At 68.6% G+C, this 13044-nt stretch carries 11 protein-coding genes and 1 riboswitch; of the genes, 7 read left to right on the plus strand and 4 right to left on the minus strand.

From position 1 onward, the window contains the following. Positions 1–4 precede the first annotated feature (4 nt). Entirely contained in the window at positions 5–430 is a 426-nt protein-coding gene (locus ND450_RS39635) for a vitamin K epoxide reductase family protein (protein WP_253323210.1), read from the minus strand. Continuing rightward, positions 427–867 carry a PH domain-containing protein gene (locus ND450_RS39640; protein WP_253323211.1) on the minus strand — a complete coding sequence of 147 codons (441 nt, stop codon included), beginning with the start codon at positions 865–867 and terminating at the stop codon, positions 427–429. The genes ND450_RS39635 and ND450_RS39640 overlap by 4 nt, the downstream gene beginning before the upstream one ends. A 232-nt stretch (positions 868–1099) precedes the next feature. Here ND450_RS39640 and ND450_RS39645 point away from each other — a divergent pair, with 232 nt between their 5' ends. From ND450_RS39645 to ND450_RS39660, 4 genes are all read left to right on the plus strand, one after another. Then, complete coding sequence (locus ND450_RS39645; RefSeq protein ID WP_253323212.1) at positions 1100–2932, plus strand: acetolactate synthase large subunit; 1833 nt, start codon at positions 1100–1102, stop codon at positions 2930–2932. After that, positions 2932–3438 (plus strand): acetolactate synthase small subunit, encoded by a 507-nt coding sequence (ilvN, locus tag ND450_RS39650; protein WP_030467896.1) that lies wholly within the window; start codon positions 2932–2934, stop codon positions 3436–3438. The genes ND450_RS39645 and ilvN overlap by 1 nt, the downstream gene beginning before the upstream one ends. Positions 3439–3460: 22 nt before the next feature. Beyond that, positions 3461–4474: a ketol-acid reductoisomerase gene (ilvC, locus tag ND450_RS39655; RefSeq protein ID WP_253323213.1), complete on the plus strand. Its 1014-nt coding sequence runs from the start codon at positions 3461–3463 to the stop codon at positions 4472–4474. 90 nt (positions 4475–4564) lie between these two features. After that, positions 4565–4828 (plus strand): DUF397 domain-containing protein, encoded by a 264-nt coding sequence (locus ND450_RS39660; RefSeq protein WP_089925599.1) that lies wholly within the window; start codon positions 4565–4567, stop codon positions 4826–4828. On the opposite strand, the gene ND450_RS39665 is transcribed toward ND450_RS39660, so the two are convergent. Further along, complete coding sequence (locus ND450_RS39665; protein ID WP_253323214.1) at positions 4761–5327, minus strand: AAA family ATPase; 567 nt, start codon at positions 5325–5327, stop codon at positions 4761–4763. The two genes, ND450_RS39660 and ND450_RS39665, sit on opposite strands and share 68 nt — an antisense overlap. Before the next feature lie 558 nt (positions 5328–5885). Here ND450_RS39665 and serA point away from each other — a divergent pair. The 3 genes from serA (at position 5886) to ND450_RS39680 (ending at position 12324) form a co-directional block, all read left to right on the plus strand. Further along, a complete protein-coding gene (gene serA / locus ND450_RS39670; RefSeq protein WP_371927540.1) occupies positions 5886–7481 on the plus strand; it encodes a phosphoglycerate dehydrogenase in 1596 nt (531 codons plus the stop codon). Between the two features lie 241 nt (positions 7482–7722). Beyond that, complete coding sequence (locus ND450_RS39675) at positions 7723–10998, plus strand: S8 family serine peptidase (RefSeq protein WP_371927807.1); 3276 nt, start codon at positions 7723–7725, stop codon at positions 10996–10998. A 288-nt stretch (positions 10999–11286) separates the two neighbouring features. Next, positions 11287–12324 (plus strand): 3-isopropylmalate dehydrogenase, encoded by a 1038-nt coding sequence (locus ND450_RS39680; protein WP_089925743.1) that lies wholly within the window; start codon positions 11287–11289, stop codon positions 12322–12324. A gap of 70 nt (positions 12325–12394) precedes the next feature. Here ND450_RS39680 and ND450_RS39685 read toward each other — a convergent pair whose 3' ends face one another. Further along, positions 12395–12814, minus strand: coding sequence for a YciI family protein (locus ND450_RS39685; RefSeq protein WP_253323215.1), 420 nt, complete (start codon positions 12812–12814; stop codon positions 12395–12397). A 131-nt stretch (positions 12815–12945) separates the two neighbouring features. Beyond that, positions 12946–13021: riboswitch (cobalamin riboswitch) on the plus strand. The last annotated feature ends 23 nt before the right edge of the window (positions 13022–13044 follow it).

Consider the following 13044-nt stretch of genomic DNA (forward strand, 5'->3'; position numbering starts at 1 on the left):
TGCCTCAAAGGTTACTTGTGCGCAGACTCGACGAGACCAGCAGATACGCCAGTGCGAGCGTGATCACGTGCACGGCGGTGCACCACAGGCAGATCTTGCCGATGATGAGGAACTCCGCCGCGACCAGGTAGACCACCATCAGCACGCCGATCCCGACGGCCGCGAGACGCACCCACTTCAGGGCCTCGACCCGCCACGCGAACGGGAGGCAGATCACGGTCAGGAAGGCGAAGAAGGCCAGTCCGAGGAACGCCACGGGGATGCCCAGCAGCTCCGACTGCTCGCTCGTGGTCACCGTCTCGCAGTCGACGACGGCGTCCGCCGAGCACAGCAGCGCGCTTGCGTTGAAGTGCGTGTACGTCAGATATGCCGAGGTCAGCAGGCCTGCGATGGACAGCAGCAGGCTCAGCAGCGGAACTCGTTTGATCACTTCTCCGACTCTACGACCTCGTCGGTCTTCGCCTCCGCGGGCTCTTCGGCGGGCTCCTCGACCGGTGCGGGAACGGTCGTGTCGGGTACGCGCCCGCCGCTGATGACCGACAGCGCCGGCAGGTGCATGAACCGCACCGCGGGCAGCGTCACCTCGGAGTCGTCGGCCTTGACCGCCCGCAGCCACCCCTTCCGCACCAGCCGGATCGACTTCACCTCGGACCAGTTGAGCGTCGTCGTGCCGAACACCCCGCGCGCGACGATCTCCTCCTCGGTGACCGTCGTGCGGTTGCGCAGCACCCAGTAGGCGTAGGCGAGCGGCAGGACGTAGAGCGCTTGCAGCCCCGGAGCGAGCCACGCCACAGGGGTGACGCAGATGACGATCAAAGCCGCTGCGAGCAGGGCCGTTGCCGGGATGCGAAAGACCAGCTTCTTCACCCGGTCGATTGTTCCACGTCCACGATCCGGGAATTCCGTCCCGCAGAGTTGACGCCCTCTTGTCAGAGGCGATAACGTCCCGGCCATGCAGCGCACGCTCGTTCTCGTACTTCTCAGGCGCGTCGACGCCTGAGCCGAACAGCCTGCGTCGACGCGCGACCCTCGCACGACCCTTCTCCGGGTTGTCGAGGGTTTTTTCGTGTCCGGACCCCGATACCCACGAGGCAATGAGATGACCAGCGCACCATCGCGACAGGCTTCCGAGCCCACGTCGCCACGTCCAGGTCCGCGGCCCAAACCGGCCCCGCCGACGGGCGCACCGATCCGTGTAACCGGTGCTCAGTCGCTCGTCCGCTCCCTTGAGGCGGTCGGCTGCGAAGTGGTCTTCGGCATTCCCGGCGGCACGATCCTCCCCGCTTACGACCCGCTGCTGGACTCCACGAAGGTCCGGCACATCCTCGTCCGCCACGAGCAGGGCGCGGGACACGCGGCGACCGGATACGCGCAGGCCACCGGCAAGGTCGGGGTCTGCATGGCGACCTCGGGACCGGGTGCGACGAACCTCGTCACCCCGCTCGCGGACGCGAACATGGACTCCGTGCCCGTCGTCGCGATCACCGGCCAGCAGTCGCGGCCGCTGATCGGCACGGACGCCTTCCAGGAGGCGGACATCTGCGGCATCACGATGCCGATCACCAAGCACAACGTCCTCGTGACCGACGCCGCGGAGATCCCGCGGGCGATCGCGGAGGCGTTCCACATCGCGGCGACCGGCCGACCCGGCCCGGTCCTCGTCGACATCCCGAAGGACGTGCTGCAGGAGCAGACCAGCTTCTCGTGGCCGCCCGAGATGCGCCTGCCCGGTTACCGGCCGACGACCCGGCCGCACGGCAAGCAGGTGCGCGAAGCCGCCAAGCTGATCGTCAACGCCCGCAAGCCCGTCCTGTACGTGGGCGGCGGCGTGATCAAGGCGGACGCGCACGCCGAGCTGCTGCGCCTCGCGGAGGACACCGGCATCCCGGTCGTCACGACGCTGATGGCGCGCGGCGCGTTCCCCGACTCGCACGAGCAGCACCTGGGCATGCCCGGCATGCACGGCACCGTCGCGGCCGTCGCGGCGATGCAGAAGTCGGACCTGCTGATCGCGCTGGGCGCCCGTTTCGACGACCGCGTCACGGGCCAGCTCGGCTCGTTCGCCCCCGACGCGCAGGTCATCCACGCCGACATCGACCCGGCCGAGATCTCCAAGAACCGCCGCGCGGACGTCCCGATCGTGGGCGACTGCAAGGAGATCATCACCGAGCTGATCGACGCCGTGCGCACCGAGCGCGAGACGGCCAAGGCCGTCGACCTGGCGCCGTGGTGGACCACGCTGAACTCGCTGCGCGAGACGTTCCCGCTGGGCTACGACTGGCCCGAGGACGGCACGCTGTCGCCGCAGTACGTCATCGAGCGCATCGGCTCGCTGTCGCCGGCCGACACGATCTACACCGCGGGCGTCGGCCAGCACCAGATGTGGGCCGCGCAGTTCGTGAAGTACGAGCACCCGCGCACGTGGATCAACTCCGGCGGCCTCGGCACGATGGGCTTCGCCGTTCCCGCCGCCATGGGCATCAAGGCCGGTGAGCCGGGCCGCACGGTGTGGGCCATCGACGGCGACGGCTGCTTCCAGATGACCAACCAGGAGCTCGCCACCTGCGCCATCGAGGGCCTGCCGGTGAAGATCGCCGTGATCAACAACGGCAACCTGGGCATGGTCCGCCAGTGGCAGACGCTGTTCTACGGCGAGCGGTACTCCAACACGGATCTGGGCACGCACAAGCACCGCATCCCAGACTTCAAGCTCCTGGCGGAAGCCCTCGGCTGCGTGGGCCTGCGCGCCGAGTCGCGCGAGGAGGTGGACGAGGTGATCGCGAAGGCCCTGGAGATCAACGACAGGCCGGTCGTGGTCGACTTCGTCGTCGGCAAGGACGCGCAGGTGTGGCCCATGGTCGCGGCCGGAACCGGCAACTCCGAGATCATGGCCGCCCGCGGCATCCGCCCCCTGTTCGACGAGGACATCTGATGACCAGGCACACGCTGAGCGTTTTGGTCGAGGACAAGCCCGGTGTGCTCGCACGCGTCGCCGGCCTGTTCTCCCGCCGCGGCTTCAACATCGAGTCGCTGGCGGTCGGCCGCACGGAGTACCCCGACATCTCGCGAATGACGATCGTGGTGTCGGTCGACGAGCTGCCGCTGGAACAGGTCACCAAGCAGCTCAACAAGCTCATCAACGTCATCAAGATCGTCGAGCTGGAGCCCACCGCTTCCGTTCAGCGGCAACTGGTGTTGATTAAGGTTCGTGCGGATGCGACGGTGCGGTCGCAGGTCCTCGAGACCGTCCAGCTCTTCCGCGCGAAGGTCGTCGACGTCTCGCCCGAGGCCGTCACCATCGAGGCGACGGGCACGTCCGAGAAGCTCGACGCACTTCTGCGCATGCTGGAGCCCTACGGGCTCCGCGAGATCGTCCAGTCCGGCATGGTCGCCATCGGCCGTGGCGCACGTTCCATCACTGCCACCGCGGTTCGCTAGAAACCAGACAGAAGGAAATACAGTGAGCGTTGAGATCTTCTACGACGACGATGCCGACCTGAGCATCATCCAGGGCCGCAAGGTGGCCGTGATCGGCTACGGCAGCCAGGGCCACGCCCACGCGCTGTCCCTGCGCGACTCGGGCGTCGAGGTCCGCATCGGCCTGCAGGAGGGCTCCAAGTCCCGTGCCAAGGCCGAGGAGGAGGGCCTGGAGGTCGGTACGCCGTCCGAGGTCTCCGCGTGGGCCGACGTGATCATGATCCTGGCGCCGGACACCGCGCAGCGCCACATCTACGCCAACGAGATCGCCGCGAACCTCAAGGAGGGCGACGCGATCTTCTTCGGCCACGGCTTCAACATCCGCTACGGCCTCATCACGGCTCCGTCCGGTGTGGACGTCGCCATGGTCGCCCCGAAGGGCCCGGGCCACCTGGTCCGCCGCCAGTTCGTCGACGGCAAGGGCGTCCCCGCGCTCATCGCCGTCGAGCAGGACGCCTCGGGCAACGCGCAGGCCCTCGCCCTCTCGTACGCGAAGGGCATCGGCGGCACGCGCGCCGGCGTCATCAAGACGACGTTCAAGGAAGAGACCGAGACCGACCTCTTCGGCGAGCAGGCCGTCCTCTGCGGTGGCGCCTCGGCCCTGGTCCAGGCGGGCTTCGAGGTCCTCACCGAGGCGGGCTACGCCCCCGAGGTCGCGTACTTCGAGTGCCTGCACGAGCTGAAGCTGATCGTCGACCTCATGTACGAGGGCGGCATCGCCCGCATGCGCTACTCGATCTCCGACACCGCGGAGTTCGGCGACCTGACCCGCGGCCCGCGCGTCATCACCCCCTCCGTCAAGGAGGAGATGAAGAAGATCCTGGGCGAGATCCAGGACGGCACCTTCGCGAACGAGTGGGTGGCCGAGGACGACAACGGCCGCGCGAACTACAAGAAGCTGCAGCAGGAGGGTGAGAACCACCCGATCGAGGCAACGGGCAAGAAGCTCCGCGACATGATGTCGTGGGTCGACCGCCCCATCACCGAGACGGCCTGACGTCAGTCTTCTCCCGGGAAGGGCCCGCCGAGCGCACGCTCAGCGGGCCTTTCCGCTTTTCGTTCGCTTCCATCCGCTAACTTCATGCGCATGACCGACAGCGCGCCGATCTACGACGACAAGGCCCACGTGCGCGGCAAGCTCGACCTCCGCAACGCGCAGTGGAAGCGCCCGCCGGAGCCCGAACCGGAAGACGGCCACGTCGAAATCGCGTTCATCGAGCACACCGACGGCGCCACCTACGTCGCGATGCGCAACTCCAAGCAGCTCGAACCGGTCCTGACCTTCACGATGGCGGAGTGGGACGCGTTCGTCCTGGGAGCCAAGGACGGGGAGTTCGACGAGCCCTGGTGACCAGGTCGGCCACCTCCTCCAACGGCAGCGTCCCGTCCACGATCGTCGCGCCGAGCCCCAGGTAGGTGGCCTCCAGGTGCACGTTGTGCGCCAACGCGGCAGCCAACTCCTCCGGATGCTTGCCGAAGGAGTTGGTCGTCCGGGTCAGCAACCGCTGCCGCATCGTCGCGTCGTCGATCACCACGCACACCACGCGATCGAACAGGTCCCACACCTCGGCCTCGTTCTCGACGTACCCGCAGAGGAACGCGTCCCGCCCCCGAGCCCGCGCCGCGAGGTCCTCGACGAGTTCACGCCGAATCCGCCACGCGTACCGGTCGAGCCAGCCCGGCGGCACCGGATCCGGCGGGTCCACCACAGCCCGCCCGCTCACCCGGTCCACCCACTGGTTGTAGCCCTCCCAGTCGGTGTCGACCGCCAACTCCCCACGGCTCTGCAACAGCGCACAAACGGCGGACTTGCCGCCGCCGGACGCGCCGGTCACCCACACCAGTGGCATTCACGCAGCATGGCGGCCCGCGCCGAAGCAGCGCGACCGGTTTTCAGGCGGTGCCAACCGCACTCGCCACCCACGGCGACCACCCACGCAAGCCCGGCGGGCGGTACCAGCCGCGCTCGCCCGCGCAGGGCGACCACGCACGCAGGCCTGGCGCGTGGTGCCAACCGGCGCCCACCCGCACCAGGCCGACCACGCACGCAGCCTGGTGTGGCGATGCGCGGCGAGCCGTCTGAACCTTCACGCATCGGGAGCCGGTGCAAGCCCCAATCGCACCCCCGAACTCGTCAAGACCCACACAACCCGACCCGCGCAAGAACCAGCAACACTCCACCAGGTCCCAACCCCCGGACGTCACCCTGACGAGTGAACAGCACGTCCAGCCCCACCCATCCCATACTCCAAGACGCGGGCAGTGACCTGAGCCACCCGGCGGAATCCCCTCGCAAGCCCCCTGTCTATGCTCGTTAACAGTCCGGACACATTGCGGTGCTCCGGTCGGCGCGGGCCAGCCGCCCCCGACCACGCCCGCGCCCCACGATCCGACCCTTCCTGGGAGCGATGTCCGTGAGCAACACGAGCCGACCTGTTGTCCTCATCGCCGAGAAGCTCGCGCCGTCCGTTCTGGACGCTCTCGGTGACGGCGTCGAAGTGCGCCACGTCGACGGCACCGACCGCGAAGCCCTCCTGAGCGCCGTCGCAGACGCGGACGCCCTGCTCGTCCGTTCCGCCACCCAGGTGAACGCCGAGGTCTTCGCGGCCACGCGCAAGCTGAAGGTCGTGGCCCGCGCGGGTGTCGGCCTGGACAACGTCGAGGTCCCGGCCGCCACGCAGAACGGCGTGATGGTCGTCAACGCCCCGACGTCCAACATCGTCAGCGCCGCCGAGCACGCCGTGGCCCTCCTCCTCAGCGTCGCGCGCCAGATCCCGGCCGCCCACGAGACGCTGCAGAACCACGAGTGGAAGCGCTCCAAGTTCAACGGCGTCGAGATCAACGGCAAGACGGTCGGCGTCGTCGGCCTCGGCAAGATCGGCCAGCTGTTCGCGCAGCGCGTCGCCGCGTTCGGTGTCGAGCTCATCGCCTACGACCCGTACGTCAGCGCCGCCCGCGCCGCGCAGCTCGGCATCGAACTCGTCAGCCTCGAGGAGCTCCTCGAGCGCGCCGACGCGATCTCCATCCACCTGCCGAAGACGCCGGAGACCAAGGGGCTGATCGGTGCCGAGCAGCTGGCCAAGGCCAAGCGCGGCGTCATCATCGTCAACGCCGCCCGCGGTGGCCTCATCGACGAGGAAGCCCTCGCCGAGGCGGTCAAGGAGGGCCAGGTCGGCGGCGCCGGCATCGACGTCTTCTCCACCGAGCCCACGACCGAGAGCCCGCTGTTCAACGTGCCGGGCATCGTCGTCACGCCGCACCTCGGCGCGTCCACGGCCGAGGCGCAGGACCGCGCGGGCACCGACGTCGCGAAGAGCGTCATCCTCGCGCTCGCCGGCGAGTTCGTGCCGGACGCCGTCAACGTCCAGGGCGGCGCCGTCGGCGAGGAGGTGCGCCCGTACCTGCCGCTGGTGCAGAAGCTGGGCACCGTCCTCAGTGCACTCACGCCCAAGGCGCCGACCACGGTCACCGTCGAGGTCCGCGGCGAACTGTCCACTGAGGACGTCGCGATCCTGCCGCTCGCCGCGCTGCGCGGGGTGTTCTCCAAGGTCGTCGAGTCGCAGGTGACGTTCGTGAACGCGCCGAGCCTCGCCGCCGACCTGGGCGTCACGGTCGAGCTCACCAAGGAGACCGAGAGCCCGAACCACCGCAGCCTCGTCACGGTCAAGGCCGTGCAGGCGGACGGCTCGACCAACAGCGTGTCCGGCACCATCAGCGGCATCGCGCAGGTCGAGAAGCTGGTGAACATCAACGGCCGCAACTTCGACCTCCGCGCCGAGGGCACCGTGCTGCTGCTCGAGTACCCGGACCGCCCCGGCGTCATGGGCACCGTCGGCACGCTGCTCGGCGAGGCCGGCGTGAACATCGAGGCCGCGCAGATCAGCCAGACCGGCAGCGACGCCGTCATGGTGCTGCGCGTCGACCGCCCGGTCGACACGCAGGTGCTCGACCCGATCGGTGCCGCCGTGGGCGCGCGCACGGTCCGCTCTGTCGACTTCGGATAGTCACGACAAACGGGAAGGGGACGGTCAAAGTCCCCTTCCCGTGTCTATCGTCATTCACAACGAAGTCGTAACAGGCAACTATCCGTAGACAATATTCATACTTTCGGGGCAGTCGCAGACACACGATCAGCGATTAGCGTCCCCCCGAGGTTGACCCGGTGCCGTAGAGGGCACGGCACTGCACGCAACGGGTCGAAACACACACCTCGGTTGGGGCAACGTTGTGAAAAGACGATCGAGTCTGGTGGTGTTCTCTGCCATCACCACACTGCTGATCGCACCCGCCACCGCACAGGCGCAGGGCGAACCGCTCGCGCAGCCGGTCAAGGGTGCACAGGGGCTGGACGCGAAAGCGTTGCAGCTCAAGGTTTCTCCCAGGCTGAACGCCGCGGGCTCCGTCACCGCGTTCGTCGCGCTGGACCGCAAGCCGGCCGTCGACGCGTTCGAGGAGAAGAAGAGCCAGGGCAAAGAGGTCGCGAAGCAGGCCGCCAAGCAGGCCAAGAACGACACCTCCGCCACCGCGGACCAGGTCGTCGGCCAGCTCAAGAGCGCCGACACGCAGACCAAGGAGCTCTACCGCACCTCCAACGGCGTCCCCGGCGTCGTCGTGCAGGCCGACGCGCAGAAGGTCCGCGACCTCGCGCAGCGCGCCGACGTCCTCGCGGTCTACCCGGTCGTGCCGAAGAAGCGCCAGAACTCGAACGCCGTCCAGCTCACCAGGACGCTCAACGTCTGGCAGCAGTACGGCAAGCTCGGCGACGACATCCGCGTCGGCATCATCGACACCGGCGTCGACTACACGCACGCGAACTTCGGCGGTCCCGGCACGGTCGAGGCGTTCAAGGCCGTCGACCCGACCAAGGCCGACCCGAACTTCCCGACCGCGAAGGTCGTCGGCGGTTACGACTTCGTCGGCGAGGACTACGACGGCGAGAGCACCGACCCGGCGATCAACACGCCGAAGCCCGACCCCAACCCGATCGACTGCAACGGCCACGGCTCGCACGTCGCGGGCACCACGGCCGGTTTCGGTGAGAACGCCGACGGCAGCACGTTCAAGGGCGACTACACCAAGCTCGACGCCGCGAAGCTGAACGAGATGAAGATCGGGCCCGGCACCGCGCCGAAGGCCCAGATCTACGCGCTCAAGGTGTTCGGCTGCGAGGGCTCGACCAACGTCACCTCGCAGGCCCTCGACTGGTCGCTCGACCCCGACGGGGACGGCGACTTCTCCGACCACCTCGACGTGGTCAACCTGTCGCTCGGCTCCGACTACGGCGCCCCGGACGACCCCGACAGCCTGTTCGTCAAGAAGCTGTACCGCGTCGGCGTCATGCCGGTCTTCTCCGCGGGCAACGGCGGCGACCTCTACGACATCGGCGGCTCGCCGGGCAACACGCCCGAGGCGCTGACCGTCGCGTCCACGCGCGACTCCTACGTGCTGCGCGACGGCGCCGAGGTCAAGGGCCAGGGCCTCAAGCCCGGTCAGTACAGCCAGAACTTCACCGGCTACCTGGGTTACAACAAGGAACTGCCGGTCGTGAAGCTGACGCAGGCGGGCAACCTCGACGGCTGCCAGCCGATCACCGACGCCGTCGCCGGCAAGTTCGTCTGGCTGGAGTGGGACGACAACGACGCCACGCGCCGTTGTGGTTCGGCCGCCCGCGCGAACAACGTGCAGGCCGCCGGCGGTCAGGGCGCGCTCCTGTCGTCCACCCTGGAGAACTTCGCGGCGGGCATCGCGGGCAACGCGGCCATCCCGATGTTCCAGTTCACCGGTTCGGCCACCGCGGCGATCCGCCCGGCGCTCGACGCCGGCACGCTGGTCGTCCGCCTCGCGGGTGACCTGCGCACCTCGACCGCGACGTACGACCAGTCCATTTCGGACACCCCGAGCGCGTTCACGAGCCGCGGCACCCGCGGCCAGTCCATCAAGCCGGACGTCGCCGCCCCCGGTGACACGATCTCGTCGACCGCCGTCGGTTCCGGCAACGACCGCCTCGTGATCTCCGGTACGTCGATGGCCTCCCCGCACGTCGCGGGCATCGCCGCCCTGGTCCGCCAGGCGCACCCGGACTGGACGCTGGAAGAGGTCAAGGCCTCGATCATGAACACCGCCGGCGCGGACGTGAAGGAGAACGGCAAGACCTTCGCGCCCAACCGGGTCGGCACCGGCCGCGTGGACGGCAAGTCCGCGATCGACAACCAGGTCCTCGCGTACGTCGAGGAGGACAACGGCTACGTCAGTGCGAACTTCGGCGTCGTCGAGGTCTCGAAGCCGGTCTCGCTGTCCAAGACCATCAAGGTCGTCAACAAGTCCACGAAGTCCGTGGAGTACAAGGTCGGCTACAGCGCCGCCACGACGATCCCCGGCGTGAGCTACGTGCTCTCGCAGGACAAGGTGAAGCTGAGCCCGCGCGGCGTCGCGCGCGTCAAGGTCACCCTGAAGATCACCGACCCGAAGGCCCTGCGCAAGACGGTCGACTCGACGGTCGAGCCGCTGCAGCTCGACGTGCCGCGGCAGTTCCTCGCGGACGCCTCCGGCCGCGTGACCTTCACGCCGACCTCCGGCGCCACCGTGCCGCTGCGCCTGTCGGTGTACTCGGCGCCGAAGCCGGTGGCCGACATCAACACGGCCGACAGCATCAAGTTCCGCGGCAACGACAAGCAGGCCGTGCTGAACCTGACCGGCAGGGGCGTCGACCAGGGCTCCGGCTCGCAGGCCTACCGCTCGCTGGTCAGCGTCCTCGAGTTGCAGGCCCAGTCGCCGAAGCTGCGCGACTGCCGCCGCAACGTCACCGAGAACTGCGCGCTCAACGACACCGCCAAGGGCGGCGACCTGCGGTACGTCGGCGCGGCCTCCACGGCCCCGCTGGCCAAGGCGCAGGGCAAGCCCGAGGAGGCGCTGCTCGCATTCGGTGTCGCGACGTGGGGCAACTGGTACAACCTGGGCAAGAACACCATCCCGTTCGTCGACATCGACACCAACGGTGACGGCACGGCGGACTTCGAGGTGTACGCGACCCGCCTGACCGACACCGACCTGCTGGTCGCGTCCACCGTGGACCTGAAGACGGGCGAGACCGTCGACATCCAGGGCGTGAACGGCCTGTTCGGCGACGTCGACGCGAACGTCCAGGACACCAACGTCGTCGTCCTGCCGGTGCTGCTGAGCGCACTGGGCATCGACGCGACGAAGGACACGGCGCGCCTGTCGTACGTCGTGGGCACCACGGGCTACTACCCGGCGCCGGGCAACGCGAACAGGCTGATCGACGTGATCGACCGCAACCTGTCCTTCGACCCGCTCAAGCCGGGTCTGTGGGCGCAAGGCGGCGGCAACGCGGCGCTCTCGTACGTCGCGAAGCCGGGCACCGCGCTCGTGGTGAACAAGGACGAGGCCGCGCTCAAGGCCGACAGGTCCGAGGGCCTGCTGGTCCTCAACCACCACAACGCCAACGGTGACCGCGCGTCGGTCGTCACGGTGAAGTCGAGCGGCCGCGGTGGCGCTTCCTGAGCCCACTAGGTCGGATGTCTGACGAGAGGCCCGGTTTCTCCATCGGAGAGCCGGGCCTCTCGGCACGTCACGGTCCGGAACTGCCTGCCGTCACCCCTTGACGCGACCCCGTTCCTGCGGTCGAGTGACACCCGAAAGTGCGGTATAGGCCGTGTGGGTGTCCCGCAGTACGGGAGATAACACCCCGATGGGGTGTCCGGCATGCGGCGGGCGGCCGCGATGCCGGTAGCCTTTCGCGTGAGGAAAATAGTCCCACCAATTGGGGACTGACACCTGGGAGGTGTGTGGATGCGGCTCGCAGTGATCCCAGGAGACGGGATCGGGCCCGAGGTCATCGCTGAGGCCCTGAAGGTCCTCAACGAGGTCGTTCCGGCGGCCGAGATCACTCGCTACGACCTCGGCGCGGCGCGCTGGCACGCCACGGGAGAGTTGTTGCCCGAGTCGGTGCTGGGAGAGCTTCGCCAGCACGACGCGATCCTGCTCGGCGCGGTCGGCGACCCGTCGGTGCCGAGCGGAATCCTGGAGCGGGGCCTGTTGCTCAGGCTGCGCTTCGAACTCGACCACCACGTGAACCTCCGCCCTGCTCGTCTCTACCCCGGTGTCCGCAGCCCGCTCGCGGACCCGCCGGAGATCGACATGGTGGTGGTGCGCGAGGGCACCGAGGGCCCGTACGCGGGCAACGGCGGCCTGCTCCGCAAGGACACGCCGCACGAGATCGCCACCGAGGTCTCGCTGAACACCTCGTTCGGCGTCGAGCGGGTGGTCAGGGACGCGTTCGCGCGCGCCTCGAACCGCCAGCGCCGGCACCTGACGCTGGTGCACAAGACGAACGTCCTCACGCACGCCGGCTCGTTGTGGTCGCGCGTGGTGGAGGAGGTCTCGCTGCAGCACCCGGACGTCACCGTCGCCTACCAGCACGTGGACGCGGCGACCATCCACATGGTCACCGACCCGGCGCGCTACGACGTGATCGTCACGGACAACCTGTTCGGCGACATCCTGACCGACCTCGCCGCCGCCGTCACGGGCGGCATCGGCCTGGCCGCGTCGGGGAACATGGACGTCACCAGGCGCAACCCGTCGATGTTCGAGCCGGTGCACGGTTCGGCGCCGGACATCGCGGGCCAGGGCATCGCCGACCCGACGGCCGCCGTGCTGTCGGTCGCGCTGCTGCTCGACCACCTCGGCGAGCACGAGGCGTCCCGCCGGATCGAGGCCTCCGTGGCGTTCGACCTGGCGACGCGCGACCACCAGTCGCCGGGCGCGACCTACGCGATCGGCGACAGGCTCGCCGCTCTCGTGTCGTCGAACGTGCGCACGGGCTGAGTTTCTCCTCAGACGTTTTGAAGCCCGGCCGGACGTGTTCCGGCCGGGCTTCGGCGTTTCCGGGCGCGGGTCAGAGCTGGCCGTGGGCCTCACGCCACGCGCGCTCCTTCTTGATCCACTCGTTGTCCTGCGGGAACTCGTCGATCGTCGGCACGCGGCGGATCTCGGTCTTGAAGCCCGGTCCGGCCATCGGCATGCGCTTCGCCCACTCGACCGCCTCCTGGATCGAGGAGACGTTCAGCAGGTAGAAGCCGTTGAAGAGCTCCTTGGTCTCGCCGTACGGGCCGTCCGTGACGACCGGCGGTTCCTGCGAGTAGTCGACGACGACGCCCTCGGACGGGTCGGAGAGGCCCTCGGCGGCCAGCAGCACGCCGGCGCGGATCAGCTCGTCGTTGAACGCCCCGACCGTCTCCAGCATCTGGTCGAAGTCGAACTCGCCCATGTTCGCGAAGGCCTCGTCGGTGGCGCGCATGATCAGCATGTACTTCACGGTGTGTCTCCCTGTGCCGGGCGGTTCGTTGACGTCCAGAGGTCGAACGGGGGCGATGCCGGATCGACATCACACCCCGGAAATTTTCGAACTTCCTGTTTCCGCAGGTAGGGTCACCGAAGTCGTGCGTGGGGGAAGACCGGTCGAAGTCCGGCGCTGACCCGCAACGGTAGGTCCCCTCAGAAGTGGGGACGAGCCCGAACACCCGTGCACGGTGGACCGAGGAACCA

Source organism: Lentzea sp. HUAS12 (assembly GCF_024125735.1).
Lineage (GTDB): Bacteria > Actinomycetota > Actinomycetes > Mycobacteriales > Pseudonocardiaceae > Lentzea > Lentzea albida.

Coding starts and splice junctions, on each gene's coding strand:
- ND450_RS39680 (WP_089925743.1), top strand. CDS start 11,287: ATGCGGCTCGCAGTGATCCCAGGAGACGGGATCGGGCCCGAGGTCATC.
- ND450_RS39645 (WP_253323212.1), top strand. CDS start 1,100: ATGACCAGCGCACCATCGCGACAGGCTTCCGAGCCCACGTCGCCACGT.
- serA (WP_371927540.1), top strand. CDS start 5,886: ATGTCCGTGAGCAACACGAGCCGACCTGTTGTCCTCATCGCCGAGAAG.
- ND450_RS39665 (WP_253323214.1), bottom strand. CDS start 5,327: ATGCCACTGGTGTGGGTGACCGGCGCGTCCGGCGGCGGCAAGTCCGCC.
- ilvN (WP_030467896.1), top strand. CDS start 2,932: ATGACCAGGCACACGCTGAGCGTTTTGGTCGAGGACAAGCCCGGTGTG.
- ND450_RS39660 (WP_089925599.1), top strand. CDS start 4,565: ATGACCGACAGCGCGCCGATCTACGACGACAAGGCCCACGTGCGCGGC.